We start from the raw sequence: 20,392 nt of genomic DNA, 5'->3' as shown, positions 1-20,392 counted from the left end.
CATGATCAATATTACACTGCCGGATGGCTCCGTGCGCCAGTATCAGGAAGGCGTAACAAGCTTTGAGATTGCACAGAGTATCAGCGAAGGCCTGGCCCGTAATGTGCTGGCTGCCAAAGTTAACGATACTGTTTGGGACATTAACCGCCCGATTAACGAAGATGCCGCCGTGCAGCTGCTCACCTGGAACGACGACCTGGGCAAAAATACGTTCTGGCACTCGTCCGCACACTTGCTGGCAGAAGCCCTGGAAGAGCTTTATCCGGGCATTAAATTCGGTATCGGTCCGCCGATCGAAAACGGGTTCTATTATGATGTGGACCTGGGCGACCGCCAGTTTTCGCAGGATGATTTTGCAGCGGTAGAAAAGAAGATGCTGGAACTGGCCCGTAACAAAAGCGAGTTCACGCGCCGCGAAGTTTCCAAGGCAGAAGCAACAGATTTTTTCACCGAGAAAGGCGATGAATACAAGCTCGACCTGATCAAGGACCTGGCTGACGGTACCATCACCTTTTATACCCAAGGCAACTTTGTAGACCTGTGTCGCGGGCCGCACCTGCCCAATACCAGCTTCATCAAAGCGGCCAAGCTCATGAACGTGGCCGGCGCCTACTGGCGCGGAGATGAAAAGCGTAAGCAGCTTACCCGCATCTACGGCATCACCTTCCCCAAGCAAAAGGAGCTGACAGAGTACCTGGAGCGCCTGGAAGAAGCCAAAAAACGCGACCACCGCAAACTGGGAAAAGAACTGGAGCTATTCACCTTCTCCGAAAAAGTGGGCATGGGCCTGCCGTTGTGGCTGCCGAAAGGCACGCTGCTGCGCGAGCGCCTGGAGCAGTTCCTGCGCAAGGCGCAGACACGGGCAGGATACCAGCCGGTGGTAACGCCGCACATCGCCAGCAAAGAGCTGTATGTAACGTCCGGTCACTACGAAAAATACGGCGCCGATTCGTTCCAGCCCATCAAAACGCCGAACGAGGGCGAAGAGTTCTTCCTCAAGCCCATGAACTGCCCGCACCACTGCGAAATTTACAAAACCCGTCCGCGTTCTTACAAAGAGCTGCCGGTGCGCCTGGCGGAGTTTGGCACCGTTTACCGTTACGAGCAAAGCGGTGAGTTACACGGCCTGACCAGGGTGCGTGGCTTTACCCAGGACGATGCCCACATCTTCTGCCGCCCCGACCAGGTAAAGGAAGAATTCACCAAAGTTATCGACCTGGTGCTGTACGTGTTCAAAGCCTTGGGCTTCAATGATTATACAGCCCAGATCTCATTGCGCGATCCGGAGAACAAGCAGAAATATATAGGAGCCGACGAGGCCTGGGAAAAGGCAGAAGCTGCTATTATCGAAGCGGCGCAGGAAAAAGAGCTGCGTACTGTAACCGAGTTGGGAGAGGCTGCGTTTTACGGACCAAAGCTCGACTTTATGGTGAAGGATGCGCTGGGAAGAAAGTGGCAGCTGGGAACTATTCAGGTCGATTATAACTTACCAGAAAGGTTCCAGTTGGAGTACATCGGCGCTGACAACCAGAAACATCGGCCTGTGATGCTGCACCGGGCGCCGTTTGGTTCGCTGGAGCGCTTCGTGGCGGTACTGATAGAGCACTGCGGCGGTAATTTCCCGATCTGGCTGAGCCCGGACCAGTTTGCCATTTTGCCGATTTCTGAAAAGTACCAGGAGTATGCGCAGCAGGTAAAGGAAAGCCTGGAGCAGGAAGACATCCGCGGGTACATCGACAGCCGCGACGAGAAAATTGGCCGTAAAATACGCGATGCCGAAGTAAGCAAAGTGCCTTACATGCTGATTGTGGGAGAGAAAGAGCAGGAAAACAATGCGATCTCGGTCCGCAAGCACGGCGAAGGCGACCTGGGCAGCATCTCGGTTGGTGAATTTATCGGTATGTTTAAGTCTAAAATAGCCGAGCTTTTAAACAATTAAGCGATTTGCTTTTTTATTGATACATTATTTGCGATATTCGCAGCCTTATTGTCAAAACTAAATTTAAGGAGGTACAACTATAGCTACTCAGCAAAATAAACGCTACATCCCACGAGGTAAGGTGGAAGAGCCGTACAAAGTCAATGATAAAATAACTGCCAGAGAAGTAAGGGTAGTCGGAGACAATGTAGAGCAGGGTGTCTATCCAACGCGCACGGCCCAGCAAATGGCCAACGAGCAAAATCTGGACTTAGTGGAAATTTCGCCAACGGCCAACCCGCCGGTTTGCCGCATCATCGACTACTCGAAATTTAAGTACGAGCAGAAGAAGAAAACGCGCGAAATGAAAGCGAAAGCGCAGAAAGTGGTTATCAAGGAGATCCGTTTCGGTCCGAATACCGATGACCACGATTTCGAGTTCAAGCTTAAACATGCCAAGGGCTTCCTGGAAAGTGGCTTTAAGATTAAAGCCTATGTACACTTTGTGGGCAGAACCATCGTGTTTAAAGAGCGCGGCGAAATCCTGTTGCTTAAATTTGCTCAGGCGCTGGAAGAAATAGCAAAAGTTGAGCAGCTGCCAAAACTGGAAGGAAAAAGAATGTTTTTGATTCTTTCGCCGAAAGTGGTCGCACCTAAAAAGTAATTTGTTTCATTAATTATATACACATGCCAAAAGTTAAAACAAAATCTGGTGCAAAGAAGCGTTTTTCTTTGACAGGTACTGGCAAAATCAAGCGTAAGCACGCTTACAAAAGCCACATCCTGACCAAGAAAACCACAAAGCAAAAGCGTAATTTAACGCACATCGGCTTGGTTAGCTCTGCTGACGAGGCGAACGTTAAGTTCATGCTGAAAATCTGATTTTCGGAATCAGAAGGTTAATTATTTAGTACGAACCCGGTGCCTGGTTTAAAAAGATTCCCAAATGGATCACCAGTCGCTAAAACTTTTTAGAAATGCCTAGATCGGTAAACGTCGTAGCAGCACGACACAGAAGAAAAAAAATGATGAAAATGGCCAAAGGTTACTTTGGCCGTCGCAAGAATGTCTGGACAGTTGCGAAAAACGCAATTGAAAAAGGTTTGGTTTATGCTTACCGCGACAGAAAAGCGAAAAAGAGAGACTTCAGAGCGCTGTGGATTCAGCGTATCAATGCCGGTGCCCGCGAGCACGGTATGTCTTACTCTGCCCTGATGGGTGCCCTTAAAAAGGCCAACATCGACCTGAACCGCAAAGTACTTGCCGACCTGGCGATGAACCATCCGGAAGCTTTCAAAAGCATCGTTGATAAAGTAAAGTAATTTACTTCAGTAATATAAGAAAAAGGCCTGGCGTTCGTCAGGCCTTTTTTGGTTTATCAGCCTCCGGAACTCAAAAATGTTCTGCTGCAGCTGTCACCACAGCCACTGCTCCTCCAGATTTTGACTAGTTGCCTTCCCGTTCTGCCAGCCATCCGATAACCCACCTACCCCTGTAGGCGTATCATTAAGAGAAGATACCAGCAACAAGTGTCGGTATACATTTCAATCATATATTAAATTTTAAAGCTATGGCAGAAGAGAAAGATAAAAATAAAAACCAGAAAGGGAAACCAGCCTCAAATGCAAATGCAACGCCTGTTCCTGGCAATGCATCCAATAAAGCGAATTTTAAAGGGGCAACAGACTTGGGAACAAAAGGAACCAAAGCAACCGCAAGCCAGCAGCAGGGACAGGGTGCCTGGAATGCCAAAGACAAAGAAGGTAAATCCTGCTGATGCGTACAACCTGACCTGGCTGTACAACGGTAGTAAAATTTTGATAGGCACTAACGCCACAAGTAACAAAACAGGAGTTCCAATACAAGGGCTCCTGTTTTGTTTTAAAGCAATTACCTAGTTCTGAAATAGTGCCCCGTGAAGCTCCCGCTTCGAAACAAAAACTACTCTTCAATTTCTGGGATTTCGCCTTCAATCACCAAAGCGCCCGCGGTTGCCTGCTTTATTTCCTCCACCGTTACCCCCGGTGCCCGTTCCAGGAGCTTAAATCCCTGGCCGGTAACCTCCAGCACCGCCAGGTCGGTAACAATGCGTTTGATGCACCTGACGCCGGTAATCGGGAGGCTACACTCTTTGAGCAATTTAGAAGTGCCGTCGCGGGAAGTGTGCTGCATGGCCACGATGATGTTTTTGGCAGAAGCGACCAGGTCCATGGCGCCGCCCATGCCTTTCACCATTTTACCCGGAATCTTCCAGTTGGCAATGTCGCCATTTTCTGATACTTCCATAGCCCCCAGGATGGTCAGGTCTACGTGCCCGCCTCGTATCATAGCAAAGCTTTCGGATGAGTTGAAGAGGGCAGAGCCGGGGAGGGTGGTAATCGTCTGCTTGCCGGCATTAATCAGGTCGGCATCCACTTCGGCTTCGGTAGGGAAAGGGCCCATGCCCAACAGCCCGTTCTCCGACTGCAGGATCACCTCAATCCCGGCTGGAATGTAGTTGGCTACCAGCGTCGGAATGCCAATGCCCAGGTTCACATACATCCCGTTCTTAATTTCTTTCGCAATGCGTTTTGCTATTCCGTGTTTATCTAAGGCCATGTTTTTTAGTTTAGGAGTTAGAAAGTTTAGGAGTTTAAGAGTTTAAGAGTTATAGAAAATAATGTGTATTGTAGAGACGCGATGCTCGCGTCTCCTGCACGGACCACACTAACTCATTAGCACATTAACTCATAAGCACATTAATCCGGACGTACCGTCCGTTGCTCAATCCGTTTTTCATAGTTTACTCCCTGGAAAATGCGCTGCACGTAAATGCCGGGGGTGTGAATCATGTTTGGGTCCAGTTCGCCTGCGGGTACAAGTTCTTCTACTTCGGCTATTGTAATGTTGCCTGCCGCCGCCATCATAGGGTTGAAGTTGCGGGCGGTCCCTTTGTAAATGAGATTACCGGCTGTGTCGCCTTTCCAGGCTTTTACGAAGGCATAATCAGCTTTCAGCCACGTTTCCAGCAGGTACATTTTACCGTGAAATTCGCGGCTTTCTTTGCCTTCGCCTATTTCGGTGCCGTAGCCGGCCGGGGTAAAAAAGGCGGGTATTCCTGCGCCTCCTGCACGAATGCGCTCTGCCAGCGTACCCTGCGGAATCAGTTCTACTTCCAGCTCCCCGGTCAGCAGCTGCCGCTCGAACTCGGCATTCTCGCCCACGTAACTCGAAATCATTTTCTTTACCTGCCGGTTCTGCAGCAGCAGGCCAATGCCAAAATCGTCTACGCCGGCATTGTTCGAGATACAGGTCAGGTTGCTGACGCCTTTGTGCAGCAGCTCCTGTATGCAGTTTTCAGGGATACCGCAAAGACCGAAACCACCCAGCATCAGCACAGCCCCGTCTTCTACATCGTACAGGGCTTCTTCGGCATTTCTACGGGTCTTGTTTATCATGGTGCTTGTTCAGGTTAGGAGAAGAAATGTACCAGGAAAAGGTTAAATAGTGATATAGCTATTTAAACGTGAATGTTTACAAAAGGTGATGCTGCTGTTTCAAAAACCGGTTTTTAGGGCAGCAAAGCGCATTGGAAACAAAAATTTTCGGGCTCTACAGCAGCAGCGGGAGTGGTGGCTGTGGGTGCAGATTTTTTTACGGCCTGTGAGGCTGTTTTATTCTGCTGCTCCTGCCACCATTGCCTCTGCTGCTGCGTGTGAAGGAAATATTTTGTGAGATTTTTAACTATAGAAATAAAAAATAGTATAACACACTAAGTTTTCCCTCACTTTACCTGTACAGCTATGAACGAAAAGCAGGGGCCGGAGGGCCTGAAAGATGTGCTGGAATTTCCGCTGCTGGCGGCGCTCCTGGGCCGCAGAGCCCGCCGGTTCTCATGCGGCGCTTCTATTCCCGACGGACCACTTGCCTACTCGTCCAGGCAGGAGCCATTGCCGCTGTCGGAACTGGAAAAGATGCTGGTGCTAACAGCAACCGCAGGCAATACCGGCTGGAACTACCTGATAACCCGCAACGCCCGCTACGCACCTCATTTTCCGAATTATTCGGGAGCAGCAGGCGGACGGACCTTTCCTTCTGCCGCCGGGTTTCACACCAGCCAGCTCTTCTTTACCGACGACACCGGCACCTACTTTTTTGATACCCGCGATGCGCCTGCTTTGCGCGGACCAGACCAAACCGGGAAAGAAGACCTGGAGAAGTTGCTGGACATGCACCGCCCCCGCATTCGCAAACTGGCCGATACCCGCCTGCACATTCCGACTGAAGAACCGTATATGGAAGGCCACAACACCTGGTGCGCCAACAGGCCCGGCAGCCTGTTACTCATGCCGGTGGCCGACCTGGCGCAGCACATGCTCCTGATCATCTGTTTCCTGGTGCAGAATGGCTACTGCCTCTACGATGATGTAAACAAAAAAGAAATTCCGGGGATAGAACAGTATAAGCACCTGCTGGAGCCCGACAAGGTAATGCCACTAACCTATGGCGAGCAGTACGCCATGACCGAAGCTACCGCCGAAATTGCTTGCAGCTGTTATGCCGGCATGCTGCTACTACAGGCCATGGGCTTGGGAGGCTGGATGTTCGATGGCATCGACCGCCATACCACGCTGGGTGCAACCGGCAACCCGGAAGTGCCGGGCTTCGGCTTCCGCTACGATACCGACGACCGCTGGGCGGTACCGAATGTAACGGGACTGCCGGGGGGGTTTGAAGGGTTCTGTCCGCCCCACTACCCCGACATGCGCGCAGCCGTGGATGCCCTGGTAGAAAGGAAGTTTGGCAAAGGAGGCCCTTTTCATGCCGATACACCCGGTCCCTTTAAGGAAAGCCGCAACGTACGCAGCAGTGCACAGGTACATTCCGAGGAGTTTAAAGCCTGCGTAGCGCTGCAGGCCCAGTACATCTTCGACAGCTTCGGTAAATTTCCGGGCACCGTACCCAGCATTTTCAGCCTGATGTACCTGCAGGCGCATCACCTGGACCTCGACTTTTACGATCAGCATTTCAGCCCGGGCGCTTACCTGTCTACGCACGCACACCACATGGAGCGCTGGCACTAAACTTTGCTACAGCGCCTTCAGGATGGCATAAAACAAAGCGCCCCAGCCCACAATCATCAGGGTACCGCCAATTGGCGTAATAGCGCCCAGCCAGGTAATGCCGGTGATGCAGAGGGTATAGAGGGAGCCGGAGAACACCAGGATGCCCAGCAGGAAACACCAGGCCGCAACCTGTAAGGCAGGATGTTCTACACGGAACAGCAGCAAACCCACAGCCAGCAGGGCCAGCGTGTGGTACATCTGGTATTTCACAGCTGTTTCGAAAGTGGCGGTTCGGTTAGTAGCCTGCAGCATCGGGCCCAGGGCATGAGCGCCAAATGCACCGATGATTACGGTAAGTGCACCCAGGGCAGTGGCAAGAAGAAGTATCGCTTTTTGTGTCATGTTATATTTGCTTGTGAGAAACGTGGTTGTTCACAAGGCAAATGTACGACAGCCACGGCAGAAATCAGCTTTTGATATGGGTTTATAGCTGCCGGAACAGGTTGGGGTAATCCGAGATGATACCGTCCACGCCCATTTGTTTCAGGTGCCGCATCTCCTCCAGCGTATTCACAGTCCAGGTAATCAGCTTCATACCGCGTTGGTGGCAGTCGGCGACCAAAGCAGGCGTTACTAACTTATACCAGGGATTATAGCTGACAGGGGAGTAGCCCAACCGCTGGAGATTCGTTTCAAAACTATCGGAATTTTCAACGAGCAAAGCTGTTTTTATATGGGGATATTTGGGGTGGACAGCCTGCATGATCCGCACATCAAACGACTGGATGATCACCTGCTCCTGTACCTGTTTCTCGTGTACAACATCCATTACAAGCTGCGCAAACACTTCCGGGCGCGGATGAAATTTTCCGTCCGTCTCAGGTTCGGATTTCAGCTCGATGTTGAACAAAACCGGCTTCCGTTTTCTTTCTTTCACGTGCGCCTGTACGGCATCTATCACCTCGGAAAGCAAGGGTTTGTGCACCTGCAGTTTTTGCTGTTCCGGGAACTCTTCGTAATACCTGGAACCCACGTCAAACTTCCGGATATCGCTGTAGTTCAGGTCATACCAGGTATAGGTGTTGTTAGCTGCTGCTACAGCTTCACCGGCAGGCAGAAATTCATAGGCAGGGTTCAGTTGCGGATCATGGGAGAGGATTACCTGCTCATCCTTTGTTATAAGCACATCCAGTTCAAGCGTTGTCACCCCCAGGTCCAGGGCCAGCAGCATCGAGGGGATGGTGTTTTCTGGCAGCAGGCCGCGGGCGCCTCTGTGCCCTTCCATATCAAAAGCAGGTAGTTCCATGGGCTTGGAAAGGTTTGATTTATAACATGATCAGTACCTTAAAAACCCAAAAGCCACTGCATTTAGGGTAGCAATGGCTTTCGGTAAACTTTATCTTTGGAAGTTGCCGGTTGATTTAATCTTCTGTTGCAAGGGCTTCCAGGATCTGGTTTTCGAAGTCCTTTTCATTGTCGTACTGCGTCAGGTGGATCGGTTTGTTTTTCTGCTTCAGCTCCTGAACCACATGCAGCGCCAGTTCCAGGGGCTCCACCTCGTCACCGAGCAAATCTTCGCTCCAGTTGGGCCCGGCCAGCAGGTGATCGTCGTACATCCCAACACACCAGTTCTCCAGGAATTCTTCAATGGATACGGCTTCCGGGTTATAATTCTGCCAATCGTCGGTGGCGCAGGCGGCAGCTGATGCTTCGTCGGACCAGAAGAGAATAACATCTGCATCTTCGTACTCGGCAGAAGAGGAAGTAGCCCATGCTTCGCCCTGTGAGAGTCCCCAGACAGAGCCGGTTGCAACAACCTGCTCTATAAATTGCTGGTACTTTACATCATTGGTGGTAGAATGCTGTGTCATGGTATTGTAAGTTTTTATGAACGAATGGTTGTTTTCCTGCAGCTGTTATTATTTCCGGTAGTTACGCTGACCAAATATACCACTTCCAACCCGAATCATGGTACTTCCTTCAGCAATTGCCAGCTCATAATCTGATGTCATCCCCATGGAAATTTCGGTAAAATCGGGGTTTGCAAAAAAGAACGTTTCTTTCAGCCTGTTAAAGCAATCGCGCAGGTGGCGGAACTCCTGGCGTAGCTTTTCTTCGTTGTCTGTGTTGGTTGCTATGCCCATCACTCCTGTTATACGGATATAGTTCATGGAACGGTATTCCTCCGACTGAAGTATTTCTTCTACTTCGTCGCAGCTCATGCCATATTTGGTGTCTTCGTCTGCAATCGCGATCTGGAACATACAGTTAATGGGTTTGGAGCGGTTCCAGGCCTCGGCACGCATGTTAATCTCCTTCAGCAGTTTCAGGCTGTCTACCGACTGTATGGTGTTGATGAAGCTGGCGATTTGCTTTACCTTGTTTGTCTGCAGGTGCCCGATCAGGTGCCATTCAATGTCGTGCGGCAGTTGTTCGTGCTTTTCGAGCAGCTCCTGTACCCTGTTCTCCCCGAACAAGCGGTGGCCGGCATGATAAGCTTCCATAATGGCCTCCATAGGCTGTGTTTTGGTAACGGCTACCAGGCGGCAGGGCGTGTTCTTCAGCTTGTCGTCAAAAAACAGGATATTCTCAGCAATTGTTGGCATATCTTAGTTATTGGTTAATTGTTGTCTTGAACAGGATTAAATGATTTAAAAATTAACAGGATTTTTGCCTCTCTACCTCCCAAACTCCCCAACTCTCTAACTCTCAAACTCTCTAATCCTCCAGTACGTTGGTTACAAAAGTGTTTTTCAGGAGCATCCAGAAGAGGAGCAGTACCAGGGCCCACCGCAGGTAAATCTGGTAATAGTCGCGGGTGTCGTGAAAGCGTTTTTCGATAACTTCGGTTTTCTCATACCGGTTAATGTTCCTGAAAATCTGTTGCAGGGCATCTTTCGTGTCGGCCCTGAAAAACTGTCCTTCGCCTATCGTGGCAATTTCCCGAAGGCTGCTCTCGTCGAGCTGCGCCTCTACAAAAATGGTTTTGCCGCTTTTGTCTACGTCATAGGGTACCAGTCCATCCTTACCGATTCCGATGGTATAAAGTTTTATGTTATGGGCATACGCCAGGCGTGCCGCCATTACCGGGTCCAGGTTGCCGGCCGTGTTTTCGCCATCGCTGATGAGAATGGCTACTTTACTTTTCGCTTCGGAATCCTGCATGCGGTTCACGGCTATCGCCAGTGCACTGCCAATGGCCGTACCATCGTTTGGTATCATTTTAAAGCCAATGGATTTAATGCTTTCGCGCAGCAGCTGGTAGTCGGTAGTGAGGGGGGCCAGGGAGTAGGCATCGCCGGCAAAAACCACTAAGCCGATACGGTCCTGCACGCGCCCGTTTATAAAGTCGATGGCTACTTCTTTGGCTGCTGCCAGGCGGTTTGGTTTAATATCCTGCAGCTCCATCGACCCCGACACATCCATCAGCAGGACAATATCGATGCCTTCGGCGGTTTGCTCTATCTGTTCGTACACACGCTGCGGCCTGGCCAGGGCCACCAGCACCAGCATGATAAACAAAATAAACGTAACATCGGGCAGGAACCGGAGCAGGCTGGTCCACTGCCACTGCACGCTGCCCTCGAACATCGCCATGTTCAGCTTGTTCTGCGATTTGAGCCGGAGCAGGCCTTTTACCAGGAACAGCAAGGGCACAACCGGCAGGGCATAAAGTACAATCGGGTACACCCAGTCAAAAGAGGCCAGGGTACTGTAGCTAAACCACTCTGGATTCAGCCAATCGAGCAGATCGTCGGTTTTTCTTAGCATTTGCTGTTATCTCGCGCTGAAACTTATAACGCCGCTTGGCAAAGCGCCGGAGCAGGCTTAACGCTTTTCGTGTTTCTTCATCGGCTTCTGCGGCTATGTTGCCGTAGATGGCCTTGTCGCACAGGCGCAGCGCATTGTTAATTTCTTCGTTGTCGTTATAAAACACCACAATTTCTTTGGTGGTAAAGGAGTTGATGGCGCTTCGTTCGAGCTTGGTAAGGTAGTTTTTCCAGAGAGTTACTGCCTTCTCGATGCTTTGCGAATAGCCTGCTTTTACCAGCCGGTCTACGTGCGTGTTGTAACGCGACGAGAAGTAGACGTAGTCTTTGCGCAGCCGGTACAGCGTATATTTTATCTTGATCGTCTCGCCAAAAATCAGCCAGATCAGGCACAGCAGCAGGATACCGGCAGAGGTCCACAGCACCAGGTTTGGCCAATTAAAGCGCTCCTCCACAAAGGCCAGTCCCGTTACCGATTTAATTACCAGCGGCTCTTTTACTTCTGTCACAAGCTGGTGCAGCAGGACTGTGTCCGGCACCGAAGCCAGTTGAACGGTGTCTTGTCCTGTTAACACAAACACGGGTAAAGCCAGCTGCTGTATGGAGTTTGTTTCGAAGGTGCGGAGGGTGTAGACGGCGCTGTCGGTACTAATGCCATTCCGGGTCTGGGTAGGGAAATACCGTTTCTGCACCAGCTCGAATGGGGCGAAGGAATAACCGGAGTCAGGCAGGATTACTTCCTGTGCCGGATGATGCCGGTGCACCAGCGCATACTCCACCAGTGCGCCCAGTTTTATGCTGTCGCGGCTGAAGCTGCCGGTAGGTTTCCGGAGTTGCTGGCCCCATGCCAGGCAGGGGCACAGGAGTAAAAAGATAACTGCAGGTAAACTACGCACTCTTTTTCTTAGATGATCTGTTTCGTAACCTGAACAAATTAACCAACTGCGGCACATAGTCTTCGTTTGTTCTGATGGCCAGGTAATTGGCCTGGTACTTCTGGCAAATCCGCATTACTTTCGTCTGGTTTTCGGCATACTGCGCAAAATATTTTTTCCGGAATTCTTTGCCCGACGTGTTGAGCCAGATTGTTTTCCCGGTTTCTGTGTCGAGTACGGGCACAATGCCTAAACTTGGCAGCGTTTGCTCGCGCATGTCCAGCAGCTGTATCACGATCAGGTCGTGCCGCCGGGCCAGCATACCCAGCTCTTTTTCATAGTTGATATCGATAAAATCGGAGATGAGCAGGATGATGCTGCGCCGTTTGATAATGTCGAGCGTAAGCTTGATGCCGTTGGCCAGGTTTGTTTTGGCCGACTGCGGCTGCAATTCCTGCAGTGCTTTGATGATGGCATAACTCTGCTCGATTCCTTTGGCCGGCTTGATGTATTTTTCTTTTTTGTCGCTGATGCAGATCATGCCGATCTGGCTCTGCTGTTTAGCTGCTGACAAAGCCAGCACACCGCAGACTTCCTTGCCCACGTCGAGCTTCTGTTGTTTGCCCGAGCCAATGGTTTGCGAAGCGCTCACATCGAGCATCAGGAAAACCGACTGCTCTTTTTCTTCCCTGTACGTTTTAACGAAGGTACCATGCCCTTTGGCCGACACGTTCCAGTCTATAGAACGCACATCGTCGCCGTACTGGTACGCCCGCACATCGTCGAACTCCACACCGGTGCCTTTAAACACGGAATGAAAATTGCCCTGCATCTGGGTAGTGATGGCTTTCCGGATGCGTATCTCATACTTTCGCAGCTTCTGAACAAGCTCTCTCATAGCATCTGCCTCGCGTCTGATTTTAAAATTAGGACTTTATATCGTAATTTTCATCCGTGAAAAAACTTTTCTACATTCTTTTTTGCTTCAGTCTGGCTGGCTGCAGCGATCCCGAACCGCAAAAACCTGCCAATCTGCTCCGCCAGGAGAAGATGGTGCAGATCCTGGCCGACATTCATACCGTTGAGGCCCAGGTAGAACGGGCCATCCTGTACCCGGATACGGCCCTGATGACCTTTAACCATTACCAGGAAGAGGTGCTGGAAAAGCATGATGTTACCAACGAGGAGTTTCGCACGACCTACCGTTATTACCTGCGCAACCTGGATGAGATGAACAAACTCTACGAAGTGGTGATAGATACACTGAGCCTGCGGGAGATAAAGGCAGCCCGGCAGGCAAATGCAGATCTGAATCAACTGGAAACAAATATTGATGCGCCAGCTGTTACGCCCGACACAGTAGCGGTCCCTGATTCTGCTGCAGTAGCCGATACGCTTGAAGAAGCGCATGAGCAAACGCCGGAGTAAACACTTGTGCAGTGGCTGTGGTGACAGCAGCAGCAAATAAATTTACCTCCTTTTTCACGTTGTTGCTTCTTTTATCCCGGTACATGCTTCTTCTAAACTTTGCTGCTCCTGCCACCATACCTTCACCACATTAAGTAACCTTTAAAAACGCTGCTGCTCCTGCCACCACAGCCACTGCAGCACCTCGTCAGCCTTACATGAGCTTACTGCCGTTGGGCACCCGGGCGGCAGGCTGCGCCAGCACGATATTTCCCTCCTCATCTTCAAAACCCGTCACCAGTACTTCCGACACGTAGGGGCCTATCTGCTTTTTCCCAAGGTTGGTCACACACAACACCTGCCGCCCTCTAAGTTCTTCCCTGGTATAAAGCTTTGTTACCTGTGCACTCGATTTTTTGATGCCCAGCGGGCCCAGGTCTATCACCAGTTTATAGGCAGGCTTCCTGGCTTCCGGGAAATCCGTTGCTTCCAGGATGGTACCAACCCGGATGTCGGTCTGCTCAAACTGCTGCCAGGAAATGGGGGCCAGGGGTTCGGAAGGTGCGTACATGGCAAGATTGTGATTGGTTAATGATGCGGCAAAATAAAAAATAATACCTGGTTTACGGAATGGTTGCTCCAGCAAATTTATACTAGTCCCGGCAATGCGCCTGCAATATAGGCATAGCAACATAAGTATTTTAGCAGCCGTACTCCTATACAACTGATGCTCCTTTTGCTGTTTAAGCATTGCATTTGTTTATAACCTGACGCATCAAATAACAGAACATACTATGAAAAAAGAATCCGGAGCCAGCCTGCCTGTGTGGGTAGAGGAGGTGCACATGCCAGCAACCAGCCCCCTGACTGAAAACCTGAAATGCGATGTTTGCGTGGTAGGCGCAGGTCTGGCTGGTATAACCACAGCCTACCTGCTGGCAAAAGAAGGAAAACGCGTGATCGTGGTGGAAGCCAAAACCATAGGCGGTGGCGAGACAGGTCGCACAACCGCGCACCTTTCCAATGCCCTCGACGATCGCTTTACGGAACTGATCCGGTTGTTTGGAGTGGATGGGGCACGGCTCGCAGCCCAAAGCCATGGCACCGCCATCGACAAAATAGAAGAGATTGCAAATGAACTGAGCATCGACTGTGACTTCAGGCGCGTGGATGGCTACCTGTTTGCCAACGACCGCAAAGAAGAGGAGGAACTGATGAAAGAGCTGGAGGCCCTGCAGCAGATTGGCTGGCTGGACGTGATCCTCCGCAAACAAAGTCCTGTGGCAACCTTAACAGCGCTGCCCTGCCTGCATTTCCCGAACCAGGCGCACTTCCACCCGCTCAAGTACCTGGCAGGCGTGGCCGCCGCTTTCCTGGATAAAGGCGGAAAAATTTTTACCGATACCAAAATTGAGCGATTTGAATCAGGACCTGTGGTAGCTGCCGTGTCGGACAAAGGATTTTCGGTGGCAGCCAACCATCTGGTTGTTGCAACCAATTCCCCTGTAAACGACTTTGTAACGATGCACACCAAACAGGCGCCATACCGCAGCTACGTGGTTGCAGCTGCCGTAAAAAGCGGCGAGGTTCCTGATGCACTCTACTGGGATATGCAGGACCCTTACCACTACATCCGCCTGATGAAAGGCAAAGCAGCAGGAGGCGAAGATGTTGATTTGCTGCTGGTAGGAGGGGCCGACCATAAAACCGGGCAGGATGACAAGCCGCAGGTGCACTACGACGAGCTGGAGCGCTGGATGCGGCTCAGATTTCCAATGGCGGGCGAGGTGGTGTACCGCTGGTCGGGGCAGGTACTGGAGCCGGTCGACAGCCTGGCCTTTATCGGCAGAAACCCGGGCGACACCGAAAATGTTTTCATCGTAACCGGCGACTCCGGGCACGGCATGACACACGGCACCATCGCCGGCATGCTGCTCACCGACCTGATTATGGAACGGCCCAATCCGTGGGAAAAACTGTATGATCCGGCGCGTGTGAGCCTGAAATCGTCGGGTGAGTTCCTGAAGGAAAACCTGAATGTTGCAGCGCAGTTTAAAGATTACATGACCTCGGGCGAGGTGGAGTATCCCGCAGAAGTAATGCCCGGAACAGGCCGCATCATGCGACAGGGTATGAAAAAAATTGCTGTTTACTGTGACCAGGAGGGCGTCCGCCACGAGTGTTCAGCTGTTTGTACCCACCTGGGCTGCGTGGTGCACTGGAACAGCGCCGAACATTCCTGGGACTGCCCCTGCCACGGCTCCCGCTTCGACCCGTTCGGGCGCGTAATCACCGGTCCGGCTATAAAAGACCTTGAAAAATTAGATTGAGTGAGAGCTTCAACGAAGCCCTGCAAAAGCAAGCGCGGCTGCCCCGTTCAGAGGCAGCCGCGCTTGTTTTTTTTAAGTATGTATTACTTTTGATTAACCTGCTTTTGCTGAGCAAATTTGTATGTTACTTACTGATAGGCTTCCAATTCCTGCAGGCGCTGCGAAATGTCGGCAGCCCAGGCCTGTTGTACTTCCGAATCTAAGCCGTGGTTTGAGAGCATATCAAATTTATCCTGTTCTGCTTTCCAGGCGGCAAAGGCCGCTTTAACAGTCGGATTCAGGTTCTTTTGCACGTCCTCGCAGGAGGTGCCAATTTTCTCCAGTTTCTTTCGCAGCAAACGCGCATGTACTTCCGTCAGGTCGAAGTGTAGTTGCTCGTGGTATAGCAGTTGTGCTGATTTTTTATTTTTAGACCAGGACTGGTCCGCCAGGAACACGCAGCTCACTTCGTACACAAACTGGTTGTTTTTGCATTTTGCATCGAGGGCAAGGTTGGCGGTGGTTAAGGCATGATGCGGATCGCCGGCATCCGGAGCACCTTTAAAATCTTCCCAAGTTAATTTTCGGTCGGGTGTCCAGGCAAGTTTATCGGTACTGGTGTTACTTTCTGCCACGGTGGCTATAGGAGTTTTCGATGTAACTGATAGCGTAGCGGGTGCGAAAAAACCTGCCAGAAAAGATAAAATGTAGGCAATAAATAACATTTGGTTTGATTAGAAGTAGAACATGCACAGTTATTTTCTTAACAGGAAACTTTTTGAAATGGTGCCCGTAATTTGGATTTTTTTATTTATTGTAGTTGTAACGCAGACTGAGCCTGCGAAACCGCCTGTAAATCAGGATGGCAGCTACCGTAAGTCCAATCAGTAAACCTGTCCAGATGCCGTTCACGCCAAAGCCAGCCTTGAAACAGAGAAAATAACCAGCCGGCAACCCGATAACCCAGTAGGCGACCAATGAAATCAGTCCCGGTATGCGCACATCTTCCAGGCCGCGCAAGGCCCCAAGCCCCACCACCTGCACGCCATCCGAAATCTGAAAAAGCGCCGCAATCAGCAGCAGGTCCGAAGCAATGGCAATCACTTCCGGGTTGTCGATGTAAAGCATGGGGATCAGACTCTTGCCGAGCACCATCAGCAGCCCGCTGCCGGTCATGAACAGGGCCGCCATTACAAAGCTGCTGTTGCCTGCCAGGCGCATGGCCCGGTAGTTGCCCAGTCCTTTCTGGTTGCCAACCCGGATGGTGGCTGCCGCCGCAAAGCCACTGGCCATCATATAAGTAACCGACGCCACGTTGATGGCAATCTGGTGCGCCGCCAGTTCTTTTGCTCCCAGCCAGCCAATCATCACAGCCGAAAAGCTGAAGGCCCCCATCTCAAAAATCATCTGCACGGAAATAGGCAGGCCCAGCCGGAAAATGTGGTACATGTGCACAAACGAAAGGTGCCGGTAATTCAAGAATTTTCTGAAAATAACAAAGCGCCTGCTGTAGAGCACATAACCCGCCATCATGCCGGCCATTACCACCCGCGAAATCAGCGTAGCCCATCCGGCGCCAATCAGACCCAAAGCTGGAGCGCCCAGTTTGCCATAAATCAGAATGTAGTTTAGCATGATGTTCAGGGCATTGGCAATAACCGAAATCCACATGGCCTGCCTGGTAAGCGCCAGCCCCTCCGCAAATTGCCGGAAAGCCTGGAATACCATCAGCGGCACCAGCGAAAGGAAGAGGATATTGAGATAAGGAACGGCCAGTGAAACCACAGGCGCCGGTTGACCAAGCACCGAAATGAAAGGCGACAGAAAGTAGCCGCTCACAAACAGCAAGATACCCACCAGCAGGTTTGAAAGCAGGCCGTTGAGCAGGAGCAGCGAAATACGGGTATAGTTTTTTCGTCCGTCGGCACCGGCAATCAGCGGGGTGATGCTCATGGATACGCCCAACCCGAACACAAGGGTAATGGTGAAGATGCTGTTTCCCAGCGATGCGGCTGCCAGCGGCAGCGTGCCGATCTGCCCCACCATGAGGCTATCAAATACACTCACGAGAATGTGCCCCAGCTGGCTCAGGATGACCGGGTACGCCAGCCTGAAATTTTTTGAAAAGTGCTCCCTGTATTCTTCTGATCTCATACCCACGGCTGTTAAAAGGGCCGCAAAGGTACGGTTTTTTTTAGTTAATTCTGCAGCTGATGCAAGGCATGGATCAGCCGCTGCATTGCCTCCTCCAGTACCTCCTGCTCGACTGCAAACGACATACGGGCATGACCCGGCGCCCGGAATTTATCGCCGGGAGCCAGTTCCAGGGCAACAGTTTCTTTCAGGTAGCGGCAAAGGTCGGTGCTGGTAGCTATTTTTTCACCGGTGGGGGTGCTGCTGTTGATGTAGTAGCTGAAGTCGGGGAAGAAGTAGTAGGCGCCCTGTGGCAGAACGTATCTAACCTGCGGTATCAGCCCGAGCTTTTCCTTTACCAGTTGCCTGTTCTGGTCGAGCGCCTGCAGCATGGGCGGGAGTATAGCAGCACGCGCTTCGATAGCAGCCAGGGCAGCATGCTGCAGCAACGGACTGATACCGCCCTCGGTACTCGCCTGGAAGTCGAGAAAACGGCTAATCAGATCCGGGGTGCCCACAATGTAGCCCACCCGCCAGCCGGCCATGGCAAAGGTTTTGGAAATACCGCCGACTACGACTGTTCTTTCCGTCGTCCCTTCGCAGGAAAGGATACTAGTAAAAGGGCTGCCGTAAGTAACAAAGTCATAAATCTCATCGCTCAATACATAAAGGTTCGGGAAGTCGGCTGCCACGTCAAGAATAGCTTCGAGTTCCGGTTTAGTATACACCCGTCCGGTCGGGTTGCCCGGGTTGGTTAGTAACAGTATACGGCTGCGGTCGCTTAAGGTACTGCGGAGAGCTTCGGGCGTTAACGTATAATTGCTTTCCAGTGTCGTCGGCAGCGGCACCAGTTTTCCTTTGCTGTACTTCATCAGTTCCTCAAAGCCAAACCAGAAAGGTGTGGGTACCACCACTTCGTCGCCGTGCCGCAGGAGCACCGAAAACAGGTTGAACAGCGCCATTTTGCTGCCGGGCGTGATTAAAATCTGTGCTGCACCTGTCACCACACCTTCTGCTGTATACCTCTCGGCGATCGCAGTTCTTAGTTCCGTAATTCCCTCCATAGGGCCGTATTTTCCGTTCACATCAGCTGCTAAGGCAATGGTGGCAGCAGCAGTGGCCTTTTCGGGGGTAGGAAAGTAGGAGAGGCCGGAGGCGAGGTTGATGAGGTGCATGGCTGTAGGGGTTACAATTAGGTGACAAGGTAAGTATTGTTTCCGTATGGTTTGACTATAAGCTTAGAGTTGAATTACGTATGAACTACAACCCACTGATTCACCATCGCCGGTCCATCCGCCTCAAAGGTTACGATTATACGCAAGCAGGTGCGTATTTTATAACCATCTGTGTCCAAAACAAATCGTGCCTGTTTGGTGACATCAGAAACAGCCAGCTGTTCCTAAATGAAGCCGGTCGTATCATTGAGAAATGGTGGCAGAAGATACCTGAAAAGTTTCCGGATATCGAACTGGATGAATATATCGTCATGCCCAATCATTTTCACGCCATTGTGGTAAACGTAGGGGCGAACCCACGTGTTCGCCCTAATCATGACCCAGACAATGCCCCAGATTTTGCCCCCAATCATGACCCCAATCATGCTGCTCCCAATCAAGCCGATCCAACAATGCGCCCTTATTCGGCAGCTTCTGATTCAGGCTCCGGTTCTCCTGTTTTGGGCGAACACGTGGGTTCGCCCCTACATCGGGTGGTGCAATGGTTTAAAACGATGACGACGAATGAATATATCCGGGGGGTGAAACAGCTGGGGTGGCTTCCTTTTAATGGGAAACTGTGGCAACGCAATTACTACGAACATATCATCCGGCATGAAAGAGGGTACCAAAATATTGCCGACTATATCCGGCATAATCCCGCAAAATGGAAGGAGGATATGTTTTTTGCAACCTCATGAAGCTGCTGTCATTCCACGGCAAACAATACGTCGGCAAAACAGCCCTGTTGGTCCTGGAAAACAGTTTCGGTACGGAAGCCGCAGGCCTTTCCCATTTCCTGTGCCTGTTCCAGCGTGTATTTATGAGAATTCTCAGTGTGGATGGCTTCCCAGGCATCGAATGTGAAGGTTTGATCTGCGGCGGCAAGGTGTACTTGCTGTTTTACTTTGCTGATGAGGAAGCTGCGCATCACGCCTTCCAGCGGGTTGTAGGTGGCGAAGTGCCGGAAATTTTCCAGTACAAAGTTTCCGCCGAGTTCACGGTTGATGCGCTCCAGCAGGTTCAGGTTAAAGGCTGCCGTAACACCGGTGGGGTCGTTGTAGGCCTGCAGAATGGTGTCCGGATCTTTGCGCAGGTCGAGGCCCATCAGCAACTTGTCGCCGGCTTTTAGGTAGCTCCGGATCACTTTCAGGAAGGCCAGGCTTTCGTCTTTGTTGAAATTGCCGATGTTGGAACCCAGGAACAGGACCACCTTCCGTTCGTGCTTGTGCTCCTGCAGCCACTCCAGGGCTCTGAAATATTCGCCTACTACAGCCTGTACCTTTACCTTTGGGAGTTCCGCCTGCAGGGCATGCGTCAGGTGGAGCATGGCATCGCCCGAAATATCGACGGGTACATAATCGAATTCCTGCTGTTGCTGGTACAACTCCCGCAGCAATATCTTGGTTTTCAGGGCATCGCCGGCACCGAGGTCTATCAAATGGAAGAAACCATCGGATCCAAACCGTGCGGAGATGGCTTGTTTCTGCTCTGTCAGCACATCGAATTCACAGCGGGTGAGGTAGTACTCGGGCAGCGCCATGATCTGCTGGAACAGTTTGCTGCCGGTAGCATCGTAAAAGTAGCGGGAGGAGAGTGTTTTCTGCTTTTTGCTTAAGCCTGCTACTACGTCGCGGGCAAAAAGGGCCGTATCGGTACTGCCGTCAGCTTTCAGGCTCAGGTCTATGATCGGGCGGATGGGTGCTTTCACGTGCATAAAT

General features: G+C 51.3%; 23 protein-coding genes. 9 read left to right on the top strand and 14 right to left on the bottom strand.

Features of this window, described 5'->3' with window-relative positions; genetic code table 11:
* The first annotated feature begins 1 nt into the window (after position 1).
* From thrS to DCW36_RS16165, 5 genes are all read left to right on the top strand, one after another.
* Positions 2-1,939 (top strand): threonine--tRNA ligase, encoded by a 1,938-nt coding sequence (gene thrS, locus DCW36_RS16185; RefSeq protein WP_114781312.1) that lies wholly within the window; start codon positions 2-4, stop codon positions 1,937-1,939.
* A 121-nt stretch (positions 1,940-2,060) separates the two neighbouring features.
* Positions 2,061-2,582 carry a translation initiation factor IF-3 gene (gene infC / locus DCW36_RS16180; protein ID WP_114781311.1) on the top strand — a complete coding sequence of 174 codons (522 nt, stop codon included), beginning with the start codon at positions 2,061-2,063 and terminating at the stop codon, positions 2,580-2,582.
* A gap of 23 nt (positions 2,583-2,605) precedes the next feature.
* Positions 2,606-2,800 carry a 50S ribosomal protein L35 gene (gene rpmI, locus DCW36_RS16175; RefSeq protein WP_114781310.1) on the top strand — a complete coding sequence of 65 codons (195 nt, stop codon included), beginning with the start codon at positions 2,606-2,608 and terminating at the stop codon, positions 2,798-2,800.
* A 95-nt stretch (positions 2,801-2,895) separates the two neighbouring features.
* Positions 2,896-3,240 (top strand): 50S ribosomal protein L20, encoded by a 345-nt coding sequence (gene rplT, locus DCW36_RS16170; RefSeq protein WP_114781309.1) that lies wholly within the window; start codon positions 2,896-2,898, stop codon positions 3,238-3,240.
* A 248-nt stretch (positions 3,241-3,488) separates the two neighbouring features.
* On the top strand, positions 3,489-3,695 hold the full coding sequence (locus DCW36_RS16165; protein WP_114781308.1) for a hypothetical protein: 207 nt from the start codon (positions 3,489-3,491) through the stop codon (positions 3,693-3,695).
* Positions 3,696-3,859: 164 nt separating this feature from the next.
* On the opposite strand, the gene DCW36_RS16160 is transcribed toward DCW36_RS16165, so the two are convergent.
* Positions 3,860-4,516: a CoA transferase subunit B gene (locus DCW36_RS16160; RefSeq protein WP_114781307.1), complete on the bottom strand. Its 657-nt coding sequence runs from the start codon at positions 4,514-4,516 to the stop codon at positions 3,860-3,862.
* Between the two features lie 140 nt (positions 4,517-4,656).
* Complete coding sequence (locus DCW36_RS16155; RefSeq protein ID WP_114781306.1) at positions 4,657-5,355, bottom strand: CoA transferase subunit A; 699 nt, start codon at positions 5,353-5,355, stop codon at positions 4,657-4,659.
* Between the two features lie 345 nt (positions 5,356-5,700).
* Here DCW36_RS16155 and DCW36_RS16150 point away from each other — a divergent pair, with 345 nt between their 5' ends.
* Complete coding sequence (locus DCW36_RS16150; protein WP_114781305.1) at positions 5,701-6,981, top strand: hypothetical protein; 1,281 nt, start codon at positions 5,701-5,703, stop codon at positions 6,979-6,981.
* Positions 6,982-6,987: 6 nt separating this feature from the next.
* On the opposite strand, the gene DCW36_RS16145 is transcribed toward DCW36_RS16150, so the two are convergent.
* The 7 genes from DCW36_RS16145 to DCW36_RS16115 all read right to left on the bottom strand — a co-directional run bounded on the left by DCW36_RS16145 (position 6,988) and on the right by DCW36_RS16115 (position 12,506).
* Positions 6,988-7,365: a DUF423 domain-containing protein gene (locus DCW36_RS16145; protein WP_114781304.1), complete on the bottom strand. Its 378-nt coding sequence runs from the start codon at positions 7,363-7,365 to the stop codon at positions 6,988-6,990.
* A gap of 82 nt (positions 7,366-7,447) precedes the next feature.
* The gene (locus tag DCW36_RS16140) at positions 7,448-8,269 is read right to left on the bottom strand and encodes a glycerophosphodiester phosphodiesterase family protein (RefSeq protein ID WP_240676208.1); all 822 of its coding nucleotides are present in this window, start codon (positions 8,267-8,269) and stop codon (positions 7,448-7,450) included.
* Between the two features lie 115 nt (positions 8,270-8,384).
* Complete coding sequence (locus tag DCW36_RS16135) at positions 8,385-8,834, bottom strand: DUF2750 domain-containing protein (protein WP_114781302.1); 450 nt, start codon at positions 8,832-8,834, stop codon at positions 8,385-8,387.
* Between the two features lie 48 nt (positions 8,835-8,882).
* Positions 8,883-9,569 (bottom strand): YggS family pyridoxal phosphate-dependent enzyme, encoded by a 687-nt coding sequence (locus DCW36_RS16130; RefSeq protein ID WP_114781301.1) that lies wholly within the window; start codon positions 9,567-9,569, stop codon positions 8,883-8,885.
* 112 nt (positions 9,570-9,681) lie between these two features.
* Positions 9,682-10,734, bottom strand: a complete 1,053-nt coding sequence (locus DCW36_RS16125; protein WP_114781300.1) for a VWA domain-containing protein — start codon at positions 10,732-10,734, stop codon at positions 9,682-9,684.
* Positions 10,682-11,629 carry a hypothetical protein gene (locus DCW36_RS16120; protein ID WP_125185323.1) on the bottom strand — a complete coding sequence of 316 codons (948 nt, stop codon included), beginning with the start codon at positions 11,627-11,629 and terminating at the stop codon, positions 10,682-10,684. Before DCW36_RS16120 ends, DCW36_RS16125 begins: the two co-directional genes overlap by 53 nt.
* Positions 11,622-12,506, bottom strand: a complete 885-nt coding sequence (locus DCW36_RS16115; RefSeq protein WP_114781298.1) for a DUF58 domain-containing protein — start codon at positions 12,504-12,506, stop codon at positions 11,622-11,624. Before DCW36_RS16115 ends, DCW36_RS16120 begins: the two co-directional genes overlap by 8 nt.
* 56 nt (positions 12,507-12,562) lie before the next feature.
* Here DCW36_RS16115 and DCW36_RS16110 point away from each other — a divergent pair, with 56 nt between their 5' ends.
* Complete coding sequence (locus DCW36_RS16110) at positions 12,563-13,036, top strand: DUF4296 domain-containing protein (protein ID WP_240676207.1); 474 nt, start codon at positions 12,563-12,565, stop codon at positions 13,034-13,036.
* A gap of 193 nt (positions 13,037-13,229) precedes the next feature.
* Here the strand turns inward: DCW36_RS16110 and DCW36_RS16105 are convergent, their stop codons facing one another.
* Positions 13,230-13,586 (bottom strand): tRNA-binding protein, encoded by a 357-nt coding sequence (locus DCW36_RS16105; RefSeq protein ID WP_114781297.1) that lies wholly within the window; start codon positions 13,584-13,586, stop codon positions 13,230-13,232.
* Positions 13,587-13,809: 223 nt separating this feature from the next.
* Here DCW36_RS16105 and DCW36_RS16100 point away from each other — a divergent pair, with 223 nt between their 5' ends.
* On the top strand, positions 13,810-15,345 hold the full coding sequence (locus DCW36_RS16100; RefSeq protein ID WP_114781296.1) for an FAD-dependent oxidoreductase: 1,536 nt from the start codon (positions 13,810-13,812) through the stop codon (positions 15,343-15,345).
* A 128-nt stretch (positions 15,346-15,473) separates the two neighbouring features.
* Here the strand turns inward: DCW36_RS16100 and DCW36_RS16095 are convergent, their stop codons facing one another.
* From DCW36_RS16095 to DCW36_RS16085, 3 genes are all read right to left on the bottom strand, one after another.
* Positions 15,474-15,959, bottom strand: coding sequence for a DUF922 domain-containing protein (locus DCW36_RS16095; protein WP_240676206.1), 486 nt, complete (start codon positions 15,957-15,959; stop codon positions 15,474-15,476).
* Between the two features lie 172 nt (positions 15,960-16,131).
* Positions 16,132-17,478 (bottom strand): MATE family efflux transporter, encoded by a 1,347-nt coding sequence (locus tag DCW36_RS16090; RefSeq protein ID WP_114781294.1) that lies wholly within the window; start codon positions 17,476-17,478, stop codon positions 16,132-16,134.
* A 44-nt stretch (positions 17,479-17,522) separates the two neighbouring features.
* The gene (locus DCW36_RS16085) at positions 17,523-18,632 is read right to left on the bottom strand and encodes a pyridoxal phosphate-dependent aminotransferase (protein WP_114781293.1); all 1,110 of its coding nucleotides are present in this window, start codon (positions 18,630-18,632) and stop codon (positions 17,523-17,525) included.
* Between the two features lie 80 nt (positions 18,633-18,712).
* Between DCW36_RS16085 and DCW36_RS16080 the strand changes: the two genes are divergently transcribed.
* On the top strand, positions 18,713-19,372 hold the full coding sequence (locus tag DCW36_RS16080) for a transposase (protein ID WP_114781292.1): 660 nt from the start codon (positions 18,713-18,715) through the stop codon (positions 19,370-19,372).
* A gap of 8 nt (positions 19,373-19,380) precedes the next feature.
* On the opposite strand, the gene egtD is transcribed toward DCW36_RS16080, so the two are convergent.
* A complete protein-coding gene (gene egtD / locus DCW36_RS16075) occupies positions 19,381-20,382 on the bottom strand; it encodes an L-histidine N(alpha)-methyltransferase (RefSeq protein ID WP_240676205.1) in 1,002 nt (333 codons plus the stop codon).
* Positions 20,383-20,392 lie beyond the last annotated feature (10 nt).

Origin of the sequence: Botryobacter ruber, assembly GCF_003347595.2 — a bacterium.
Classification (GTDB): domain Bacteria; phylum Bacteroidota; class Bacteroidia; order Cytophagales; family Hymenobacteraceae; genus Pontibacter; species Pontibacter ruber_A.
The sequence above is the reverse complement of the archived record's forward strand: the minus strand, read 5'-3'. Positions and strand labels throughout refer to the sequence as shown.

Bases quoted from the DNA above. Each gene is read 5' to 3' on its own strand.
- thrS (WP_114781312.1), top strand. From the start codon at position 2: ATGATCAATATTACACTGCCGGATGGCTCCGTGCGCCAGTATCAGGAA.
- rpmI (WP_114781310.1), top strand. From the start codon at position 2,606: ATGCCAAAAGTTAAAACAAAATCTGGTGCAAAGAAGCGTTTTTCTTTG.
- rplT (WP_114781309.1), top strand. From the start codon at position 2,896: ATGCCTAGATCGGTAAACGTCGTAGCAGCACGACACAGAAGAAAAAAA.
- DCW36_RS16165 (WP_114781308.1), top strand. From the start codon at position 3,489: ATGGCAGAAGAGAAAGATAAAAATAAAAACCAGAAAGGGAAACCAGCC.
- DCW36_RS16160 (WP_114781307.1), bottom strand. From the start codon at position 4,516: ATGGCCTTAGATAAACACGGAATAGCAAAACGCATTGCGAAAGAAATT.
- DCW36_RS16155 (WP_114781306.1), bottom strand. From the start codon at position 5,355: ATGATAAACAAGACCCGTAGAAATGCCGAAGAAGCCCTGTACGATGTA.
- DCW36_RS16150 (WP_114781305.1), top strand. From the start codon at position 5,701: ATGAACGAAAAGCAGGGGCCGGAGGGCCTGAAAGATGTGCTGGAATTT.
- DCW36_RS16145 (WP_114781304.1), bottom strand. From the start codon at position 7,365: ATGACACAAAAAGCGATACTTCTTCTTGCCACTGCCCTGGGTGCACTT.
- DCW36_RS16140 (WP_240676208.1), bottom strand. From the start codon at position 8,269: ATGGAACTACCTGCTTTTGATATGGAAGGGCACAGAGGCGCCCGCGGC.
- DCW36_RS16135 (WP_114781302.1), bottom strand. From the start codon at position 8,834: ATGACACAGCATTCTACCACCAATGATGTAAAGTACCAGCAATTTATA.
- DCW36_RS16130 (WP_114781301.1), bottom strand. From the start codon at position 9,569: ATGCCAACAATTGCTGAGAATATCCTGTTTTTTGACGACAAGCTGAAG.
- DCW36_RS16125 (WP_114781300.1), bottom strand. From the start codon at position 10,734: ATGCTAAGAAAAACCGACGATCTGCTCGATTGGCTGAATCCAGAGTGG.
- DCW36_RS16115 (WP_114781298.1), bottom strand. From the start codon at position 12,506: ATGAGAGAGCTTGTTCAGAAGCTGCGAAAGTATGAGATACGCATCCGG.
- DCW36_RS16105 (WP_114781297.1), bottom strand. From the start codon at position 13,586: ATGTACGCACCTTCCGAACCCCTGGCCCCCATTTCCTGGCAGCAGTTT.
- DCW36_RS16100 (WP_114781296.1), top strand. From the start codon at position 13,810: ATGAAAAAAGAATCCGGAGCCAGCCTGCCTGTGTGGGTAGAGGAGGTG.
- DCW36_RS16090 (WP_114781294.1), bottom strand. From the start codon at position 17,478: ATGAGATCAGAAGAATACAGGGAGCACTTTTCAAAAAATTTCAGGCTG.
- DCW36_RS16085 (WP_114781293.1), bottom strand. From the start codon at position 18,632: ATGCACCTCATCAACCTCGCCTCCGGCCTCTCCTACTTTCCTACCCCC.
- DCW36_RS16080 (WP_114781292.1), top strand. From the start codon at position 18,713: ATGAACTACAACCCACTGATTCACCATCGCCGGTCCATCCGCCTCAAA.